Origin of the sequence: Accumulibacter sp., assembly GCF_029255145.1 — a bacterium.
In the GTDB taxonomy this organism is placed as follows: domain Bacteria; phylum Pseudomonadota; class Gammaproteobacteria; order Burkholderiales; family Rhodocyclaceae; genus Accumulibacter.
Map to the genome: position 1 here is coordinate 82,752 of NZ_JAPUVQ010000145.1, position 19,642 is coordinate 102,393.

General features: G+C 58.8%; 16 protein-coding genes. 10 read left to right on the forward strand and 6 right to left on the reverse strand.

Annotation, left to right across the window (positions count from 1 at the left end; genetic code table 11):
- The first annotated feature begins 4 nt into the window (after nt 1-4).
- The 10 genes from Q1L50_RS18390 to Q1L50_RS18435 all read left to right on the forward strand — a co-directional run bounded on the left by Q1L50_RS18390 (nt 5) and on the right by Q1L50_RS18435 (nt 10,104).
- Nucleotides 5-1,273, forward strand: coding sequence for a hypothetical protein (locus Q1L50_RS18390; protein ID WP_300341571.1), 1,269 nt, complete (start codon nt 5-7; stop codon nt 1,271-1,273).
- A gap of 69 nt (nt 1,274-1,342) precedes the next feature.
- Complete coding sequence (locus Q1L50_RS18395) at nt 1,343-2,380, forward strand: hypothetical protein (RefSeq protein ID WP_300341573.1); 1,038 nt, start codon at nt 1,343-1,345, stop codon at nt 2,378-2,380.
- Nucleotides 2,377-2,772 (forward strand): hypothetical protein, encoded by a 396-nt coding sequence (locus Q1L50_RS18400; protein ID WP_300341575.1) that lies wholly within the window; start codon nt 2,377-2,379, stop codon nt 2,770-2,772. The genes Q1L50_RS18395 and Q1L50_RS18400 overlap by 4 nt, the downstream gene beginning before the upstream one ends.
- A 67-nt stretch (nt 2,773-2,839) precedes the next feature.
- On the forward strand, nt 2,840-3,265 hold the full coding sequence (locus Q1L50_RS18405) for a hypothetical protein (RefSeq protein WP_300341577.1): 426 nt from the start codon (nt 2,840-2,842) through the stop codon (nt 3,263-3,265).
- Nucleotides 3,266-3,343: 78 nt separating this feature from the next.
- Complete coding sequence (locus tag Q1L50_RS18410; RefSeq protein ID WP_300341579.1) at nt 3,344-5,677, forward strand: LamG-like jellyroll fold domain-containing protein; 2,334 nt, start codon at nt 3,344-3,346, stop codon at nt 5,675-5,677.
- Nucleotides 5,678-5,928: 251 nt separating this feature from the next.
- Nucleotides 5,929-8,562, forward strand: coding sequence for a hypothetical protein (locus Q1L50_RS18415; protein WP_300341581.1), 2,634 nt, complete (start codon nt 5,929-5,931; stop codon nt 8,560-8,562).
- A complete protein-coding gene (locus tag Q1L50_RS18420) occupies nt 8,555-8,782 on the forward strand; it encodes a hypothetical protein (protein WP_300341583.1) in 228 nt (75 codons plus the stop codon). Before Q1L50_RS18415 ends, Q1L50_RS18420 begins: the two co-directional genes overlap by 8 nt.
- Before the next feature lie 91 nt (nt 8,783-8,873).
- Nucleotides 8,874-9,173: a DUF6127 family protein gene (locus Q1L50_RS18425; RefSeq protein ID WP_300341585.1), complete on the forward strand. Its 300-nt coding sequence runs from the start codon at nt 8,874-8,876 to the stop codon at nt 9,171-9,173.
- Entirely contained in the window at nt 9,170-9,646 is a 477-nt protein-coding gene (locus Q1L50_RS18430) for a hypothetical protein (protein WP_300341586.1), read from the forward strand. The genes Q1L50_RS18425 and Q1L50_RS18430 overlap by 4 nt, the downstream gene beginning before the upstream one ends.
- Nucleotides 9,643-10,104 (forward strand): lysozyme, encoded by a 462-nt coding sequence (locus tag Q1L50_RS18435; protein ID WP_300341588.1) that lies wholly within the window; start codon nt 9,643-9,645, stop codon nt 10,102-10,104. The genes Q1L50_RS18430 and Q1L50_RS18435 overlap by 4 nt, the downstream gene beginning before the upstream one ends.
- Before the next feature lie 4 nt (nt 10,105-10,108).
- Here Q1L50_RS18435 and Q1L50_RS18440 read toward each other — a convergent pair whose 3' ends face one another.
- Genes Q1L50_RS18440 through Q1L50_RS18465 form a run of 6 tightly spaced genes read right to left on the reverse strand, consistent with a single transcriptional unit; the run spans nt 10,109 to nt 19,627 of the window.
- Nucleotides 10,109-11,098, reverse strand: coding sequence for a hypothetical protein (locus tag Q1L50_RS18440; protein ID WP_300341589.1), 990 nt, complete (start codon nt 11,096-11,098; stop codon nt 10,109-10,111).
- A 12-nt stretch (nt 11,099-11,110) separates the two neighbouring features.
- A complete protein-coding gene (locus tag Q1L50_RS18445; protein ID WP_300341591.1) occupies nt 11,111-11,242 on the reverse strand; it encodes a hypothetical protein in 132 nt (43 codons plus the stop codon).
- Between the two features lie 31 nt (nt 11,243-11,273).
- On the reverse strand, nt 11,274-11,999 hold the full coding sequence (locus tag Q1L50_RS18450; protein ID WP_300341593.1) for a hypothetical protein: 726 nt from the start codon (nt 11,997-11,999) through the stop codon (nt 11,274-11,276).
- The gene (gene pglZ, locus Q1L50_RS18455; protein ID WP_300341595.1) at nt 11,989-13,992 is read right to left on the reverse strand and encodes a BREX-3 system phosphatase PglZ; all 2,004 of its coding nucleotides are present in this window, start codon (nt 13,990-13,992) and stop codon (nt 11,989-11,991) included. Before pglZ ends, Q1L50_RS18450 begins: the two co-directional genes overlap by 11 nt.
- Nucleotides 13,989-16,832 carry a helicase-related protein gene (locus Q1L50_RS18460; protein WP_300341597.1) on the reverse strand — a complete coding sequence of 948 codons (2,844 nt, stop codon included), beginning with the start codon at nt 16,830-16,832 and terminating at the stop codon, nt 13,989-13,991. Before Q1L50_RS18460 ends, pglZ begins: the two co-directional genes overlap by 4 nt.
- Nucleotides 16,832-19,627: a DNA methyltransferase gene (locus Q1L50_RS18465; protein WP_300341599.1), complete on the reverse strand. Its 2,796-nt coding sequence runs from the start codon at nt 19,625-19,627 to the stop codon at nt 16,832-16,834. The genes Q1L50_RS18460 and Q1L50_RS18465 overlap by 1 nt, the downstream gene beginning before the upstream one ends.
- Nucleotides 19,628-19,642: the final 15 nt, after the last annotated feature.

Here is a 19,642-nt window from a genome sequence, read left to right on the forward strand (position 1 = left end):
ATAGATGACTGATTTGAGCGTCAAATACTTCAACAGTGGCATGGCCGGCGCCCCTCAGGTGTCCAACGCCTGGGGCGATCTGGTCAACATGCTCGATGCGGTGCTCGTTAACGGCTTCAACCTTAAGGGGATCGACCGTCTGAGCTTTGCCGATGGTTTGGCCACGGCGACGGTCACCACCGGCCACAGCTATCTCAAAGACCAGGTGGTGCTGATCGAGGGGGCCAACGAAGCCGCTTACAACGGCCAGTTTCGCGTGCTCGCAGTCACCGCCACCACCTTCAGTTATGCGGTCACGGGCACACCGGCATCACCTGCCACCACGGCCACCAGCCTGTCGGCCAAGGTGGCGCCCCTGGGGTGGGAGATCGCCTTCTCCACCACCCACAAGCGCGCCTACCGCAGCTTCCACCCGCAATCGCCGGGCAACCTGCTATTGATCGACGACAGCCTGAAAGGCGCGTCCTACGGCACCACCTGGGCCAAATGGGCCAACGTCGGCATCGTCGAAGACATGGCCGACATCGGGACCATCGTCGGCGCCCAAGCCCCGTTCGATCCGAGCAAACCGAACCAGAACTGGACGCAGTGGGAAGCCAACCAGTGGGGCTGGCACAAGTGGTACCACGCGCAGCAAGGTGGGTACGAGAACTATGGCGACAGCGGTGGCGGCAACCGCAACTGGGTGCTGGTGGGTGACGATCGCCTGTTCTTCCTGTTTGTGACGAATGCGGCGGGGTACAACTGGTACGGACGCAATTTCTATTGCTTCGGCGACCTCGAAAGTTTCAAACCGGGTGACCGGTACCACACCGTGCTGTGCGCGGATGACCGCTACTGGAGCATCAACAACCAGTATTCAAGTTACCCCGGTCAGTACAACGGCTATGGGCTGACCCACTCGCTGGACGTCGGGGGCAAGGTCATCCTGCGCAACCACACCCAGGTCGGCAATTATGTGCGTTGGGGGGTGACATCGCTCAACACCAACAACGGTCAGCAGGTGTGCGGACGCGGCAATCTGCCGTTTCCCAATGGGGCTGACTACAGCCTGTGGCTGATGCCGACCTATGTGCGGCAGGAAGACGGACACCTGCGCGGGATGATGCCGGGCATGTACTGGATGCACCAGGATCGGCCCTATACCGACCAGACCATCATCGACAACGTCGTGGGCCAGTCAGGTCGACGCTTTCTGCTGGTCCGCACCCAGTACAGCTCGGAGTCTGAAGGGGCGCAGGTGGCGTTCGACATTACCGGGCCATGGCGGTGATTTATGAGCCGCTTATTACTGGCCAGACTGGGCACGGGCAACACCGTGCCTTTCTTCAACAACTATGGCGTGTCCAAGGACGGCAACCCCTGGGGTGATGGTGGATCGGACACTTTCGACGGCACCTCGGGCGCCCAGGTCAGCAGTTCGACGGGCTGGGTGCGTATCGCGGGCAACACCTACACCACCCCGGACGGCTCGATCGATATCACCAAGGCGCTGGGCTCGGATGCGGTCGACATCGGCGTCTACTCCGGCTGGGCCGTGGCGGGGATCTGGGTGTGCGAAATCGAACTGGGGCACGAACCGCTCACACCGCTGAACTTCCGTTTCTGGTGCAACACCGGCTACGACGGCAGTAACGCGACCGGGATGGTCACGCGGCCCTATGAGCTGGCCGGTGAAACCTACGAGCTCAAGACCGTCTGGAGCACCAACAGCTTCCAGGATTCGTGGCCAACGACGGGCGAGACGCAGCTGACAGTGACCATCGTGCCCTATCTGGCCGAGCACAACCTTCCGGGCGCCAACCCGTTTCAGTTCAGTCGTTCCGGCGATTCAGTCGACCACTTCGTCAATGGCGTCTCGCGCGGCGCGACGATGTACATCCAGTGGGGCAAGGCCAGTGTTGCGGAGGTCCAGGACTGGATCATCGGTGATCTGGTGGCCAGCGAAGAGTTCACGAACCCGCCGCATGAACGCACCTTGCTGCTCAACACGGCACCGGGTGCGCGTTGTGCGGTGCTGCCCCATTGGCACAGCCCGAACTCGGTGCTGTGGGACCGCGTCGATGGGTTTGATGCCTGCTGGCATGCCTTGCCCAAGTTTCGGCGCAACATCCACTTTGGTGGTGCTGGACTCATCACCGGTTCCGTCAAGGAGAAGGCCGTTCAAGCCAGCACGCCCAACCGAGCGCTGGTGCGTCGGGTTCAACTCTTCAGCGCTCAGACGAACCTGCTGGTGGCCGAGACCTGGAGCGCTGCTGACGGCAGCTACCGCTTTGATCACCTCGACCCTGATCAGCGCTTCACGGTCGTCGCGCACGACCACGAGCATCACTACCGGGCGGTGATCGCCGATCGGCTGCAGCCGCAGGTGATCGCATGACGATCACTTTGAGTACCGAACACCACTTGGCGCGCATGGAAAGCACCCGGGCCTTCCTGGACCGGGGCACTCAAGCCGCACGGGTACGCATCTACGGCGGGGTACGACCGGGGGCGCCCTCCGACAACCCGAGCAGTGTGATGCTGGTCGAAGTTCGCCTCACCCGGCCCTGCGGCAGCGTGGTCGGTGGGCAGCTGGTGCTGACCGCCCAGGAAAACGCTTTGATCACAGCGTCGGGCCTGGCGACCTGGGCGCGGTTGGTCAATGGTGAGGACGTCACAGCGATGGACCTCGATTGTTCCGATCTTGCCGGCGACGGCGAGATCCGCTTTGAGCAGACCCAGCTCTACGCGGGCGGTTACGCCCAAATGGCCAACGCCGTTCTCGGCTGAGCCAGATCCGGTCGCGACCTGCGACAGGGCACAAGTTTCATTTCCATTCCACTTTCAGGAGCCATTCATGGCAAACAGCCTTTACGACAAGGGCCGGCAGCGCTTTCTCGAAGCACAACTGAACTGGCTCACCGACGACATCAAGGTGGTCATGGTCGACACCGGCGTCTACACCTTTGCCTCCACCCACGAGTTCTTCGCCAGCATCCCGGTGGCCGCCCGCATCACCGCGCCCACCACGCTGACCAACAAGACCAGCACCAACGGTGCCGCCGATGCGCAGGACGTGACTTTCTCGGCGGTCAATGGCCCCTCGATCGAGGCCCTGGTGATTTACCGCGAGGTGCTGGGCACCGATGGCCTCACGCCCGATGAGGCGGCATCGCCCTTGATCGCCTACATCGACACAGCCACCGGCTTGCCGATCACGCCCAACGGTGGCGACATCATCGTCACCTGGGACAACGGCATCAACAAGATCTTCCGTCTGTGAAGGGCGCTGACCATGACGACCCCAGTGCGCTTCTGGCGACTCTATTTCCGCAGCGTGAACACCTACAACTACGGACAGTTGATCTTCCGTACCTTGAGGCCGCATGACGCCAACGGCAATCCGCTGATCAGCGGGGTGACCCTGTCGATCTCGGCGGGCCTGATGAACGGGACCTCCTTCCCCTTGGTCAACCTGATCGACACCGATACCACCACGGCCACCTACTGCGGCGTGAACTACCCCGATTACCAGACGACCACGACCTGGCGCTTCGTGCAGTTCACCTACACCGACCCGGTGCTCTGGGACTACCTGCTGGCCAACCTCTCTGAGACAGCGCTCAACAGCAACTCCGTGGTGCCGGCCAACTCGGTCGACTTCTGCATCGATTCCTCCCCGGACAACGTGACCTGGAACCGCCAGGCGATGGTCTATCGTCCGGTACTCGCGGCCAACGGCGACTACAAGTTCAGCGCCACCACCAAGTCGACCACCTATCCGATCCCGTCGCGCATCAACATCGGGGGCTCGGGGGGCATCTACGGCATCGTCTCGGAAGACGGCGTGGCCCAGGCCGACCGCCCGGTGCTGCTGTTCGAGCGCGATACCTTTTACAAGGTGGGCTACACCACGACCGACCAGAACGGCGGCTACGCCTTCAACGGGCTCAATGAGAACCGCGAGTTCCTGGTCATGTCCTATGACCCCAGCGGCCCACCGTACAAAAACGCCCTGGTCTGGGACCGTATCCAGCCCATCAACACCAAGGGCAACCTGGCGCCGCAGTCGGCTTTCTGGGCCCGGCGTTGCCGCGAGTCGTCGCTCGGCATGCTGGTGAGCTTCGCTGACTACCTGAACGGCGCGACTTACCGCTACTTCCGCTCCAACATCCTCGGCCATGCAGAAAACATGCTGCAGACCACCGAGCAGTTCTGGGGCTTCGATTTCTATCCGGACACCCGGGTGGGCGGGGCGATTCGCTTCCTGAAGTCGGGCCGGCATCTTTCGCCGACCGCCAACACCAACGGCCTGTTCATCCGTGCAGGCCAAGGCGCCATCAATGGTCGCAATCAAGCCAGCCCCCCGGAAAACTACACGAACCTCACCTGGGAATACATCTTCAAGGCGCCGGCGCCGAGTGAAACCGCGTTGATCTTCATGTGGGGTGGTCGACGGGACTCGGACGACCACGCGTACTACGGGTACGACGACTACTGGGGCTACTACGGTATGACCGCCGGACCCACCCTTGAGGTGACCTCGGCGGTGATGAACGTGCGTCTAGCCCTGAGCACCCGCAACCTTTCCATCGTGCGTGCCACCGCGCCCGTCATTGCAGGCGAGATCTACCACGTCATGGTGACCTACGAGCAGGACGCCAGCGTGAAACTCTACGTCAATGGCGTGCTGGTGCAGACCACCGCCATCACGGGCGGTGGGCGCTTGTGGAGCTGGCTGCGCTCGAACAACCCGACCAACGAGAACTGGGACTACCTTGCCACCACCAACCAACCCAACGGCGCAGCCCGCCGCTTTGATGCGCTGGCCATTGGCGGTTACGGTACACCGCCCCATGGACACGGCTCCGGTTGGGGTGCGGTGCCGGCGGCGCATGGCGGTGGGTTCGGCTTGGCTGCGATGTACTACCGAACCTTCACGGATGCCGAGGTGGCGAGCTTCTACGACTCGTACCTCAACTGGGAGACGCATGTCGTCGCGCCCAAATTCGCGGGGTACATGGCCGAGGTTGAAGCGGACAACCCGGTCTATTACTTTCGGATGAACGAGCTGCAGAGCCAGCGTCCGATCAATGCGCTGGGTCAGCAGGATTACTTTGCCTGGTACGAGGGCAATCCGGTGTTCAACGCCCCCGGCTTCGTGACCGGATCGAGCGCCATCACCACCAGCAATGGTTCGCTGCTGATCAACAACTTCAGCACGCTGGCCTCGACCTTCACGGTCGAATGTTTCGTGCGGCCGTCTTCGGTGACGGGGACCACCCGGATCTGGCTGCTGCGCATCTATAACGGCAACCCGCCGATGTACCTCTCCCTGGTCGCCGGCAACCTGCAGTTGTCGATCGTCGATGTGACCGGTACGACCACGACGGTGTTCTTCGTCCATCCCAATCTGGTGGCCGGGTCGGCCTACCACCTGGCGGTCACCTACGACCCCTGGGTTGAAAAGAAGACCCGCCTGTACATCAACGGGGTGCAGGCCAACGAGCAGACCGCGACGGTGTTTCCCGACACCTACCGCACGGCTACGTGGCTGTGCATCGGCGCCAACGCATCGGCCACCGCGCCGAGTATCTCGGAGCGTTTCCAGGGCCAGATCGGGGAGTTCGCCGCCTACAACTACGTGCTGCCTCCAGCCCGCGTGCAAGCGCACTTTGATGCACGCAACAGCTGAGGGGTAAGAAACATGCAGTACTAAGCTGAGCCAAAAGAGGAGAACCGATGGCGGGCGCATTACCGGTCGCCGGCGTTGGCCTGGGCGATCAACACAAGTTTGGCTTTCCGCGCATCGAGAATGCTGCCTGGACGGTTGCCCCGCAGGGGTGGTCCTCCAGCCGGATCGCCCTGACGCATTCGGTCTATTACCCGGATCAGAACGGGGCAGCGGTTTGGTTTGCCTTTGACCAGACCTATGCGGCCCCCGCCGTGGCCAATGTCGCCTTTCATTTCAGTGGCGATACCCTGGCTGCCGGGGTTTCAGCGGGAGAGGGCGCGAAGTTTGGGGTGGCGGGCGTGGCCAATGCGGCACGCACCGTGGCCCCCCAAGGCATCGACAGCGGGGTGGTGCCCCGTGCCCTGCGCGTCTGGCCGTCGGTTGCCAACAGTGGGGCGAGTCGAGATTTCGCTTTCACGGCTGCCTATGCCCCCCTGACGGGGCAGAACACGGCGTTCTACTTCGGTGGCACCATGGTCGTTACGGCGGCTACGGTGGGCGACAGCAGTCGTTTCGGCAGCATCGAACGGATCAAGAAGCCGCCACAGCTTTTTGCTGCAGGGTGGCAGTCGTCCAGGATCACCGGCAAGCCCCGCGTGGGGGCAACGGGCAGTATCGATTTCAACTTCGATCGGCCCTACGGTGTTCCGCCAGCAGCCAACACCGCATTCCATCTGGGCATCAAGCAGCCGCTGACGGCTTCCGTTGGGGATGCGTCCAAGTTTGGCTGGGCAGGGGTTCGCAACCTGGCGGCGACCGTGGCACCTCGAGGGATTGCGCCACCCGAGCGCGTCGCACGACCCAAGGTATTCGATGCGGACACCCAAGGGGCCACGGTCGATTTCGCCTTTGTGCAGGCCTTCCTCAACCGGCCACCGGCGCTCAACACGCCGTTTTACTTCGCCTGGGAGAGCCGGGCCTTTCCGGACGGCTGGCAGGACACCGCCTTCGGTGCGTCACGCGTCTGGTTGTTTCACAGCTTCGCTCACGGTCAAGGCTGGGATTCATCCCGGTTTGGCACCTCTCTGGTGGAGAACTGGGCCGAGTTCGCGGCCACGCCGATGGGCATTGCACCGCCGGGGGCTGGGGTGCCGCACGTGGAGATTGCACCACGTTTCCCCTTTGCCTTGAGTGGGGTGCTTCCGACGCTGGCGTCGATGCACACGACGCTGCGCTATGTCTCCTTGACCGCTCGACCCACGGTGGCGCACCGCCGCGATCACTGGCGACTGGCCAGCCCATCGGAACGTGGCGTTCGGCACGGTCAGCAAGACGCGCGCAAATCGCTGGCCGGCTGGCACAGCGATTGGCAAGTTGCTCGGCAGGCGCGCCAGGGCATCGAGCACCGACTACCGCAGCGTTTGCAGCCCAGTGCCTTGCGCTGGCTGCAGCTGCACCAGTCCGCGATGTCTCTGCCTTGGGAAAGTCCGCTCCGGCAGCAAGATGCCAGCCCCTTATGGCGAGACCTGATGTCGCCCCATCAGGATGCCGAAGGGGCGGCTGTTGGAGTTCTGTGTCTGCAACAGGATGGCGATCGTTCGGTGCGCGCGAGTCGACGGGGCATCTGGCAAGTGGCAGTGGCTCTGGCGCGAGGTCTGGCGAGCGATCACCAAAGTGCGCAGCCCGAGCGATGGGGCTGGGTTGGTCGGTACCAGGAGGCGCGCGTGCCCCCGCCAGGACTGTCCCGGGTGGTCATTCCTCCGGTCGTGCCACCCGAGGCGTGTTATTCGCGCAGTCCGCATCTGGTGTTCGCTTCACCCGTTGCCAGTGACGGGCTGTTGTTCTTCCAGTGCGACGGCTACTCGCCATTGCCGCCTCCCGTGGGCGGCACGGTGGTCGTTGCCATCCAGAGGGTCTATCTCGTGATCAATCACTGCACCTTGAAGCGCGTCTCGGACAACGTCAGCGTGCCGACCGTGTCCATGTCCTTGCGTCTGGATGCTGGCTCCTGGGTATGGGGCTTCGAGGCCGCCTTGCCCGGGGCCGCGCAGGCGCTGGTGGAGCCCACCAACGCAGGCCCGGTCGAACTCTCGGCATGGATCAATGGCACTGAATTCCGCGTCCTGGCCGAAAGCCTCAGCCGCGAGCGCACATTTGGCCAGACGATGCTGCGGGTGAGTGGGCGGGGGCGGCAGGCGCTGCTCGATGCGCCCTACGCGGCGACGATGAGCTTTACCAACATGGATGCGCGATCGCATCAGCAACTCTTTGATGACGTGCTGACCTTGAACGGCATCCCCTTGGGCTGGACCATCGACTATGGGCTGGAAGCGTGGAATGTGCCTGCCGGTATCTTTGCGCATCAGGGGACGTTCATCAGCGCGTTGGCCACCCTGGCGCGTGCCGGAGGGGCGTATCTGATTCCGCACGCAAGTAGCATGTCGTTCCAGGTTCGCCCCCTGTACCCATTGGCACCGTGGCACTGGGGTGAAATTACCCCGGACTTTGTCCTGCCAGCGGCCGCGATGAGTCGTGAGTCGATCGCATGGAGAGACAAACCGGCCTACAACCGGGTCTTTGTCAGTGGTCAGGAGCAAGGTGTCATCGGCCAGGTGACACGTGCCGGCTCAGCGGGGGATTTGATGGCGCCGATGGTCACCGATCCTCTGATCACGACAGCGGCTGCCGCACGCCAGCGGGGCCTGTCCATCCTGTCCGACACCGGACGGCAACTGGAGATCGGGTTGCGTCTGCCGGTATTGCCGACGACCGGGATCATCCGGCCTGGCGCCTACATCCAGTACGAGGACGAAGGCCAGACCCAACTGGGCCTGGTCCGCTCGACCAACGTCGAAGTGGGGCTGCCCGAGGTCTACCAGAGCCTGGGAGTCGAGTGCCATGCGTAATCTGTTCAAGGAATTCCTGGCACTGATCCCCGATCCGGCCTTGCAGGTCGGGGCCGTTCAGTCCGTGTCTGCCAACGTCGCAACCGTGGTTTTACCCGGTGGCGGCTTATTGAAAGCACGCGGGGGCAGTCCCGAACTGGTGGGCCGCAAAGTCTTCGTGCGCGACGGGGTGATCGAAGGGCTGGCGCCCGATCTGCCCACCGAAATCATCGAAATCTGAAATCCGCTTCACCCAACCCAAAACTTCATCCCTTGAAACCCGTTCCGGTGCTCACGCGCCGGGCGGGTTTCGTTTTTTATGGAGACCGCCAATGTCTGATCAAGAAAAACCTGCCCTCGTCGAGAACATGCTCCTCTTGCGCAAAGAGGACTTCGACGAATTGCTCGACCGCGCAGCCGAACGTGGAGCGGAGCGTTGCCTGTCGCACCTCGGCCTCGAAAACGGCCACGCCGCGCGTGACATTCGAGAGTTGCGTGATCTGCTTGAAGCCTGGCGCGATGCCCGCCATACCGCTTGGCAGACGACCATCAAGGTCGTCACCACAGGCATCTTGGCCGCGCTTCTGGTTGGTGCTGCCATCAAGCTCAAGCTGATGGGAGGTCCCCAATGATTGAGACCTTGCTTGGCGGCCTACTTGGAGGGGCCTTCCGTCTAGCACCCGAGATTCTGAAGTGGCTGGATCGCCAAGGGGAACGTGGCCATGAACTGGCGATGCAGGACAAGGCGTTGGAATTCGAGAAATTGCGCGGAGCCCAGCGTATGGCCGAGATCGGTGCTGCCTCCGATGCGGCCTGGAACGTGGGCGCTGTCGAGGCCTTGCGTGATGCTGTGGCAGCACAGGGCCAAAAATCGGGCGTTGGCTGGGCTGATGCCCTGTCGGTCAGCGTTCGGCCGGTGATCACCTACTGGTTTATGGCGTTGTACTGCGCTGCAAAGACGGCAGCGTTCGCAGCAGCCGTGACCGCTGGCGCTGGTTGGGGGACGGCCATCTTGCATGCCTGGACGGAGGCCGACCAAGCGCTCTGGGCTGGGGTGTTGAACTTCTGGTTCCTGGGGCGTGTGTTCGACCGGGTGCGGCCGTGATCACGGTTCCACAAGCGGCCATTGATCTGGCCAAGCGCTTCGAGGGCTTTCACCGCGTGCCGAAGAACGATCCTGGCCGTGCGTATCCCTACGTCTGCCCGGCAGGCTACTGGACGATTGGCTACGGCCATCTCTGTGACCCGAAGCATCCGCCCATTACCATGGAAGAGGGTGATACCTATCTGGCGCGCGATCTGATCGTCGCGTTAGAGGCTACCTTGCGGTATTGCCCAGTGCTGGCCACCGAGCCCGAGGGGCGACTTGCCGCGATCGTTGACTTCACGTTCAACCTCGGTGCAGGGCGGCTGCAAACGTCGACGCTGCGACGGAGGATAAATCACCGGGATTGGGTAGGCGCTGCAGCGGAACTACGGCGCTGGATCTACGGTGGCGGCAAAGTGTTGCCAGGATTGGTGTTAAGGCGAGAAGCAGAGCTGAGAATTTTTTTGAGAAATTGAAAACTCAGCCGTCGAGGCTTGTTTTTGGCCAGTAGATAAGGAGTTCGTAAAATAGCCTGGTTAACTTTGCATCGCCTGAGCCTGAGGTGAAATTGAAACTGCGTTGAGCAATTCCGTATCCAAGGAATTGAATGAGCTCCTTCACGGCGTCAAGGTTTGGGGCTGATAAATCAGAGATTGATTCTTGATCGTAAGCTTCAAAGAATAGCCAGTCGTCACCATCCTTTGATAAGAAAATGCTTGTATGCGACTGACCTTCAGTGGATTTGCTTTCTATATCTTCGAGCAATATGCTCAAAACGTGCTGTCCGTCACTTGAAAACCAAGATAGTTTTTGAGGACAAAAGCCATCCGCTGAAACCGTATCGGAGTCTGATGATTCCCAAGAGACAACAAAACCTTTGTTAATTGGCTTTGGTATGTAAAGGTCATCATTGTCGAGGGCTGCGATTCGGCGCTGAATGTCCCGACAAGCGTTTTTGGATCTGACAACCTCATCAATCAGGTACTGGTATCTTCTGAGATTAACGTGCGCAGCAAGTGGGAAGGCGGAAATGCCTTCAATGAAGGTTTCAACTTCAAGTCTTTCTTCCCGTTTGTGGAGAAGTTTTTCAAGGAAATCCAGAAATGAATCTGGTTTGGTGATTCGAGTATTGAATATGACTTGGAGGAAATCGGTCTTTTCATCTAGTCTCCCGATGAACTCAATCAGTCGCTCATTTTCCTCTGCAAGTCGTTGGCTAAGATAATTTGCCTCTTCGTCGTCATTGCTGTGTGCCTGCAGATTAAAGCCTAAGTCCTCAAGCCACTCAACATCGTCTTTGTGTACTTCGATGAAGACGCGTGAATAACCCTGGTATGAAGCCTCTGAAATAACTTTTTTGAGGTTCCATTGCCTGAGTTCGTTCAGCGGCAAATCACTTAACGTGGGTGGGCCGGGCGTGTTGTCTTGCGTGATTTTTGCCGCTTCTGTTGCTGTGAGATGATTTCCCATGGTTCATGCTACTTAATTAATCATCTTTTTCTTGGCGCTGTCGGCAGAGCGACTGAAGTCGTTGCAGACGTGGGTCGGGTAGTCGGGTACGATGTAGAAGCACTCGCGGAATGCTTCCTCGATGCTGTATTTGTGATATTCCATCCCAGCCATGTAGTTTGTCGCTCTTGAATTTTTAAGCGTCGCTTCGCAGCGCAACGAACTGTTTGCTTGCGCCCTCCAGCCTCAACTCTAGGTGATCGCAGCCAGATACCAAGTATGAAATCGACGCATCAAAGTAAAACGGAAATCCGAGCGGGGATGAGTTGATGTTCTCAAGAGGTATAGGTTTTCCGGCCTGCCGAACCATCGCCTCGATAAGCCACAGGATGTACTCATGGTCAGACAGCGTAAGTGGCTTTGCTGGAGTCAGTCGGTTTTCATCGTCTTGCCGAAGAACTACGGACCAATCGATAAGGGTCTGAATAGCTGCCCTAGTTGCAACTTTTACGTTGTGTCTCTCACCATAGATTTCGCTCATGCGCCGATGGACCTCCGCTGCAGCGCAATCCCCTTGAATTGAGGAGAGTCGTCCAACAAGTTCAGCGACCCTCGAAAAAAAGGGGTAGTTCGTGATGATTGCGCCCCAGGCGAACGGCAATATCGCATTGGGAGAAGTTGCGGTCAGCGCGATCTTGGTACCGCGATCCATAAACTCCTTGAGTTCGCTTCGAGGCTCCAAACAGAGGATTTTGAGTTTTGTGCGGGTTTTCTTTCTTGCTTCCTGGCCAAGGCCGGCGCTATCCAAGAACGCCTCGAGTTGCTCTGGAGAGATTTGTCCTGATCGAACTTTTAGCGCTTCAGCAATCCAGTCAAGCCGGATGAATCGGTCAAATGCAATCGCAGGAAGTTCAGCGTTCATTTTTCTTCTCATGAATTATTCGGACAAAGGGCACCATCAGTTCTTCGACCGAGACACCACCGTGAACAACAGCGTGCTCCCCTTGAAGCATGAATGCGCCGCGGCCACCTGCGAATAGGGCTTGATAGTTCACCGGAAGTCCAGCGACGTTTATTCGGTGAGAACCTGGACAAGCAGCCTCGGACTCAGCAGCGATCGCTTCGTTGCGGTAGGTACGGACACGCTCTCCGCGCATTTCTGCAGCAACGCCTTGCTTGGGCCGCCCTTGCCCGATAGCCTCCACGTTTCCATGATCCGCAGTTAGGTAAACGTCGAATCCTTTCGCCAGCAGCAGCGCAAACAGACGATCGACGAAGCCGGAGTCGCACCAGTGCTCGATCTGAGTGGCGATTCCGCGTTTGCCAAGGACAGCGCCGTGGACAATTTCGTCGACAGTGTCGACGACGATCCCTGCCACCTTGATTGCGCTTCCGATTGAGGATTCAAGCTCCTCCAGTTGGTCGTTGCGCTTAAGTCCCTTCCGGTAAAAGATCTCGTTCGGCTTGAGTCCTTGGTCTTGCCAGAACCTGCTCCAGTGTGCTGACTCAGATGCCGTTGTCTCGATCGTTTCCGTGAACTCTCGCGGCTTCAAACCGGAAAAGATGGCCTGTCTCGATACAGAGGTCAGCGTTGGCATCCATGCGAAGCAAGCAGACTCATCAAAGCCATAGTTTGGGGCGCGGCGGCCAAGACACTCCCGGACGAGTACCCACTGATCGATGGCAAGACCGTCAAACACGAGCAACGCGACCCGACCCGAGCCCTCGGTTCTTTGCCGTGCCAGGTAACGGGGAATGTGATGAACCATCACCGGCCCTTTGACTATGGGGAGTGATGGCAGGTCAGCGTAATGCTTGCTTGACCAAGCGATCAGTTGTTCGTCGGTGGCCCGTTGCAGCTCCGCCATGCTGGCCTTCAATCCCTCTGCTCGAGTCGCGTCCAGCCCGTGGTAACGACCCAGAACCTCGCCAAATTTGCGTGCGGTGTTGATCCAGTCGCGGTACGAGGATTCAGTGTCTGGCAGGGCCTGCTGAATGGCCTTGATCCCTTCTGCTACGAGGGTCCGAAGCGCGAGCGGATCCTGAACCACGCCCACCTTCGCCCATTCGGGAATGGAAGTGGGCATGCCTTGCACGGACAGCGGATGCAACAGCCCGTCCAGGAACATCGAGTCGATCCAAACGCGGACGTCAGGATGCTCGAAAGGGATCTCGACACGCAGCTGAAGCTCGGCAGGAGAAGGCTCCCCGATCCGCGTCCCTGTTACCCCATGACTCGAAAGGTAGCGATACCAAGCATCCTGTACGGTGCGCAGCAGCGCTGGCTTCGATTCAAATAATTGTCGCAACGGTAGCGGTTTTAGCGCGGCAATCTCGGACAACACCCCAGCGACATGTTCTGCGAGCACGGCGGGAAGCGCTGCATCGCGGTAATGGAGCCGCAGCAATTCCCGCCATAGGTCTTCCGGTCGGGCTATGAGGTGTGGGCTGATCTTGTAGATATGGGTGAGGATGAATTCCTTGGTGGAAGACTCACCCATTGCCTGTGAAGCATGTTTGGCATGGGCATCGAACAGCGCTTCGTGTTGGTCCGGACCTACCTGGCGGACGACCGAGTAGCTGAGCTTCGGGAACAGGTTGGCCAGACTAACGCTGACTTGCCGCGCTTGCGATAGGTAGTCCCAAGGAAGATCGCCGCTGGAGCTACCCCGCAGATGCAGCACCAAAGCTTTCGATGGCGCATCCTGGTCATGGTCCCAGGCAGTGCGATACCGCTCCTCATACTCGGCGCGGAATGCGACCGAGTCGTCGTAGGGCAACAGCTCAAAACCGCGCTCACGCAGGCCTGACAAGACGCGCTCGTCCAGCAAGACATCATCAGGGTCCGCTGCGATCCACAAGCGCGACAAATCCGCAGTGAACTCCTTGAGGATACGATCCACCCAACCGCTCATCTGGCAACCCCTTCTCGTTCTGCATGGGCAGCGCAAAGTGGAGCCGACCCGATCCGAACCATCAGCACCGCGTTCAGGTCAGGCACGCTCGCCTCGGCATCGTCGAGTGCTGCCATCCTGGCGTCGTGCTCGGCCTTGAGCCTCTTGCGGCGATGCTCCCGAACCTGCGGAAGACCAATCCGGCCGATGGCCTGGTGCCGGGCTTCGTATGCGTACTGGGCGCGATCGCGTTCTTCCCGCAGTTGGATGCGCTGCTCTTCAACTAAGCTGGAAAAGACACGCTCGCCCTGTGTCTTAGCTGCGGCCATGGAGACTTCGAACCATCCTTCTGAATGTTCGATGGGTGTTGCATCCAGAACTTCAACGGACTCCGTCAATAACAGATCCCAGATGCGTTTAGCCGTGGGGAGGTAGGTGCGCCCCTCGTCGGTGGAAAAGACAGGCAGGAAACGCTTTTTGCTGAACCCGACCGCAGACAGGCTGATCTCCCACAGTGACCACACCCCCTGCAAGTTGTCTGGCAGGCCGGAGATCTTCGCCACAGGCATCGGCTGTCCCGCTGCCCATCTTGGTAACTCGCTGATCACCGCTCGTGCGCGCGGGTCCTCTAGGGTGATCCAATCGAGGTTGGGGTTCTGCTCAGCCGTCCGCGCATCAAAGCAGGCGCGTGACGATTCGCTGCCGTCCATCCAACGCACACGCCACGCATCACCAGCCTTGACTGCGCTGCCTCCGCGTGCCGGCAAACCGGCCGTGATGGCGCGCTCCAGCCAGAACTGGGCTGGATGGTCTCGCCACTTGCGTGCATCGTCCGCCTCCAGCGAATGGGCGTCAGAGAGCAGTTCGCTGTTTTTCCTGGATTCCGCCACCTTGTCGCGCACTTGATTGATCGCTGCGTCGCACTCACGCTCGATCGACGTCGGATCCTGCAACCCATGCACGAAGAGTTCATCGAAGATGGGCTCAGCTTCAACGGAGTCCATCACGTCGGATGCTTTGTCGACTCCGAATTCTTGGGCGATCACAGCCAGCTTCTCTTCGAGCACTTGGCGCACGCGATGCTCGACGGTGTCCTCCAGGACAAAGTTGATGGCGCGGACGACGTGTTGTTGACCAATACGGTCCACGCGGCCGATGCGTTGTTCCAGTCGCATCGGGTTCCACGGCATGTCGAAGTTGACGATGACGTGACAGAACTGAAGGTTCAGGCCTTCGCCGCCAGCGTCGGTGGAGATCAGAACGCGAACATCCTGCGAGAACGCTTGTTGCGCCTTCGTCCGCGCGTCGAGGTCCATGCCTCCATTCAACTGCGCTACAGAAAAGCCGCGACTTTCAAGGAACGACGTCAGCATTGCCTGTGTCGGCACGAATTCCGTGAAGATCAACACCTTCAGTGCAGGATCGTTCTCCTCCTGCTGGAGCTTGTAGACCAATTCCAGTAGTGCTTCGGCCTTGGCATCCGTCCCCTGTGCCTCTGTCTCGCGTGCCAGGTTGAGCAGCAGTTCGACTTCTGACTTTTCCTGCGCCCAACCTTCCATCTGAATAGCGATGTCCACCTGAGACTGACCGTCCAGTTCGGACCATTCCTCGGTGTCGGAAGACTCGAACAGGCTGTTCTGGAGTTGAGGCTCGTCGAGCAGCGCCAGACGTCGCTCTAACGTGGTGCGAATGGCTGCTGTGCTGGACGTCACCAGTCGCTGCATCAGGATCATCAGAAATCCGATATGGCGTTGCTTTGCAGCGAGCGCTTTGTTGTAGCCATGGCGAACGTAGTCCGTTACCGCCTCGTACAGGCGTTGCTGTGCCCCGTGACGCTCTTGCCAAGCCACCGCATGCAGGCGTGTCATACGCGGTTTGAAGAGTGGCTGCCCCTCTGCGTTGATAGCAACGCGCTTCTCCGTGCGTATGACAAATGGGCGGACGCGGTCTTGATTGACGCTGCTTTCATCCGGGAATGCATCCCGGTTGAGGAGTTGCATCAGTCTCAGGAACTGGTCAGTCTTACCCTGGTGTGGGGTTGCCGACAGCAACAACAGGTATGGCGCTGCCTCCGCCAATGCAGCGCCCAGTTTGTAGCGCGCGACCTGTTCCGTGCTGCCGCCCATGCGGTGCGACTCGTCGATGATGACGAGGTCCCATGACGCGGAGACCAAGTCCTCGAAGCGCTCCTGGTTGTACCGCTGCAGTTGCTCCAGGCTCCAGCCCCTTCGGCCCTCGATGGGCTTCACCGAATCCAGCGAGCAGATGACCTGATCGTGGAGCCGCCAGAGGTTTTCCTCATCGTTGCGCCACTGGCGGAACGAAGCTAACTCTGCCGGGTCGATGTACTGCAGCTTTTCCCCGAAGTGGAGACGCATCTCAGCTTGCCACTGGCGAACGAGGCCTTTGGGTGCTACCACCAGGATCCGCTTGGCCATCCCGCGCAACTTCAGTTCCCGAAGGATCAGGCCAGCCTCGATCGTCTTGCCCAGCCCGACTTCATCCGCGAGCAGGTAGCGGATGCGGTGCTGGCTCATCGCTCGGTTCAGCGCGTACAACTGATGGGGCAGTGGGACGACGCTGGACTGGATGGGCGCCAGCAGCAGGTTGTCTTCAAGCGCATCGAGCAGCTTGGCAGCCGACACGGTGTGCAGAACATGATCGACGGATGGTCGAACGCTGCCAATAGCATCCAAATCCGCCGAACGCACCCGCACCACCGCGTCCCTGGTAGGGAGCCAGACACGGTAGACCGTGTCCCCCCAAAACTCCTGGCGATCCACCACCTGGCACGGTGTCGCTTGGCGCTTGTGCCAGCACCAATCGCCAATGGAATGCCCCACGGCGGATGCTTGCACCATCAGGCACTGCCCTCCGTTCTAGTCAGGGCTTGGTCGTACCAGAGCAGTAGTTTTTCGTCTTCCTGCAGAGCTTCCTCCGGGATTTTTTGGGCGACCTTGATGATCGTCTGGTAATCCTTATTGGCCCATGCAGTCCTGAAGCCAGCACGCAAAACTTCAAGTCGGAACTCCTTGAGCTTACGGCCGGCTGCACCAGCGTAGCCCTCGAACTCCTTCAGTAGTGCTTTTTCGCGCTTCTTCTCAAGGTCTTGAGCCTTATTCGGGTCAGGCACGTACCACCGGTCCTTTGCCTTGGCAATGAGCTGTGGGCTGGTCTTGTCCAAGCCTCGTAAGTCTTTGTGATTGGTGGACAGATAACTGTGAATTTGACTTGGCACCTCGCCTTTGCCGTCAAATTGAATGAAGTTCTCGTCGAGCAAACGTATGAGCTCGGGGATTACCTCTCCCTTCTTCTTGGCGGCGCCGACAATAGGCATGTATTCCGGAGTGATTTCGGCATATGTAGATGGCCGCTTCTTCAGGAAATCTGCGAGCCAATCAATGGCGCTTCTCTCGTCGGAAACAAACATCTCCATCTGTGGCGCGGACGCGACCTGCATGCGTTTTTTGTCATATTCCGTCGCTTGCTCAGGAAGGAAGGTCATGCCGTCGCGTGACTCGAAGCGCTGCATTAATCCAGCCTGGAACTCTTGGCTGGACAATGGCACAGCAAAGCCGTGCTTCACAAACCACGCTACCATGCGGTCGAAAATAATTCGGGGATCGCGTTCTTGAATGAACTCAAGTTCGCCAGCCCGCATTTTTACCGAGGGCAGATATCCGAGGTGCGTTCTGACAAAGTCCCACACCGAATCAATATGACCCTCAGATTTCACAAATCGATCTTCTAGCCCCCCATTGGGTTTGTAGGCGGTAATCACCAGATCCTGTTTAACAGACGTTGCGTTAGAGACCGCGTTGAAGCTGCCTTGGACCTTATTGAGAGCCGAAACGTTGGCAATAACGAAACCCGCCTCTTGCAAGGCAGTTCGAATACCGTTCCATACCGCTGCCTGTGTATTCGAAAACACCACCGTCATCCAACGACCAGGTTTGAGCACTCTGTAGTATTCGGAGAAGCATGCCTTCATCAGCCGGTAGTATTCGTGTAAGCCTTTTTGCTGGCTCTCGCTCATTACAGCCTCCGGACCCTGATGTGTGAATACGCGGTGGAAGGCTTCAACGATAAAGTTCAACTCCGAATATGCGAGGTTGTCGCCAAACGGTGGGTCAGTAAAAATGTAATCAATACTGTTTTCTGGAAGCCCAAGTTGGGCGGCTGTTCCAGTTGTGATTGCCGAATATCCAGAGCTGGCTTTGTAATCATGAAATGCTTTGATCAGCCGCTCTAGTTTCCCCCCCAAGTTGTACCAAGGGCTGCATTCAGAGTGTTGGGATGCAACGTAGTAAACGCCGGACAGTTGACGATTGACTTGCGAGCCACCGGGGCGACCTTGTTGAATCGGTTGATATCTGTTTAGGATTGATAAACCAGATATCGACTGCTCAACCATATATAGTAAAAAGGCGCGAATTCGGGGGTCTGGATGGGTATAAGCCTTTTCCCACAGCTTTCCGATTGCCTGTGCCGCACGCGGTAAAAACAAATGGTGGACATGCGAAAACGATGCAGATCCTGCTCTCCACTTGTCTCCCCATTTCTGCTGCTCTTCTGGTGCATGCATCATCCGGTTGGCAGGCAGCGACGGTGGAATAGGAAGAGTATTGATTTTGCTCAATACCTCTTTATCAGCAAGATCCGGTTTTTTTTCATGCCGTTTGCCGTTCACGACATAGCTGATCAAACTCGGCACTCGTTTTGCTGTTTTGATTGATTTGCCTGAGACAGGATCAATCGCAGACTCCAGCAATTTATCGAGCTTTTTCTTCGTTAGTTCAGCACCGCAATGTGGACAGGGAAACTCGTCTCTGACCCGCTTAGTATCTTCATCGAGTGACTCATCAAGGAAATTCACCTCCCCTGCGCAATGCGGACACGTGAAAACCTCACTCCAAACTGTGTACTCGATCCGCCCTTTGGTTTTTCCATCGGTGTGAATGGTTTCATACATCCACCCAATGTCCTGTTCAAGCTCCTTAAGAAGCTGCTTGCCGGCTTTGGCAAAGGCCTCCACATTGACCGGGATGTTGTAGTTCGCGCCAATGAAGGTGGCGGCAGGCGATAGATCGTTGATGACGGCACGCCGCGCGCCCCATTTGGGCGCTGGCTTGCCTTGCTTCTTCCACTCCATCTCAAGCTCGTGGCGATATGCAGCCGGAGCCAAGCCGCACCACTGCGCTGCAACCCCCGTCATTCCTGAACCACCGAAGGCATCCAGAACGATGTCGCCGGGTTCCGTGTAGTGCAAGATCGAGGGCACGATCGCCAAGTGAGGTACCTTGGTGTGATACGAGTGGGCCTTGTAGAGTGCGTCTGTCTTGCCTACTGTCACGTCAACCGTTTGGGGCTCTCTGCTGTACTTAGCACTCGGGTCGTAAGGCTTGCCGTAGTGACGAACGAAGTCCTCAAGGAAGGGATTCGGGCACGCGGTGTAGTAAGGCGGATCGGACATGGCCAGAATCGCCTCGTCCGTGCCCGTTGGAAAGCCGTCTTGTTTGCGGAAAGCTGGATCCTTGAGCTTTTCAGCAAGGATCTTCAGAAAATGCTCGCGACGAGCCTGATCGTTTGGGAATTTGATCCCTAGGCACTCGACGGGGCCGGTGTCCTGGTTTTGGTGTTTGAGTAGATCGTTCATAGGGAAGTCCCAAAT

What these genes read in the sequence shown, in the direction of transcription:
- Q1L50_RS18420 (WP_300341583.1), top strand. Translation starts at nt 8,555, where the DNA reads ATGCGTAATCTGTTCAAGGAATTCCTGGCACTGATCCCCGATCCGGCC.
- Q1L50_RS18450 (WP_300341593.1), bottom strand. Translation starts at nt 11,999, where the DNA reads ATGAACGCTGAACTTCCTGCGATTGCATTTGACCGATTCATCCGGCTT.
- Q1L50_RS18390 (WP_300341571.1), top strand. Translation starts at nt 5, where the DNA reads ATGACTGATTTGAGCGTCAAATACTTCAACAGTGGCATGGCCGGCGCC.
- Q1L50_RS18440 (WP_300341589.1), bottom strand. Translation starts at nt 11,098, where the DNA reads ATGGGAAATCATCTCACAGCAACAGAAGCGGCAAAAATCACGCAAGAC.
- pglZ (WP_300341595.1), bottom strand. Translation starts at nt 13,992, where the DNA reads ATGAGCGGTTGGGTGGATCGTATCCTCAAGGAGTTCACTGCGGATTTG.
- Q1L50_RS18460 (WP_300341597.1), bottom strand. Translation starts at nt 16,832, where the DNA reads ATGGTGCAAGCATCCGCCGTGGGGCATTCCATTGGCGATTGGTGCTGG.
- Q1L50_RS18430 (WP_300341586.1), top strand. Translation starts at nt 9,170, where the DNA reads ATGATTGAGACCTTGCTTGGCGGCCTACTTGGAGGGGCCTTCCGTCTA.
- Q1L50_RS18445 (WP_300341591.1), bottom strand. Translation starts at nt 11,242, where the DNA reads ATGGAATATCACAAATACAGCATCGAGGAAGCATTCCGCGAGTGCTTC.
- Q1L50_RS18400 (WP_300341575.1), top strand. Translation starts at nt 2,377, where the DNA reads ATGACGATCACTTTGAGTACCGAACACCACTTGGCGCGCATGGAAAGC.
- Q1L50_RS18405 (WP_300341577.1), top strand. Translation starts at nt 2,840, where the DNA reads ATGGCAAACAGCCTTTACGACAAGGGCCGGCAGCGCTTTCTCGAAGCA.
- Q1L50_RS18465 (WP_300341599.1), bottom strand. Translation starts at nt 19,627, where the DNA reads ATGAACGATCTACTCAAACACCAAAACCAGGACACCGGCCCCGTCGAG.
- Q1L50_RS18425 (WP_300341585.1), top strand. Translation starts at nt 8,874, where the DNA reads ATGTCTGATCAAGAAAAACCTGCCCTCGTCGAGAACATGCTCCTCTTG.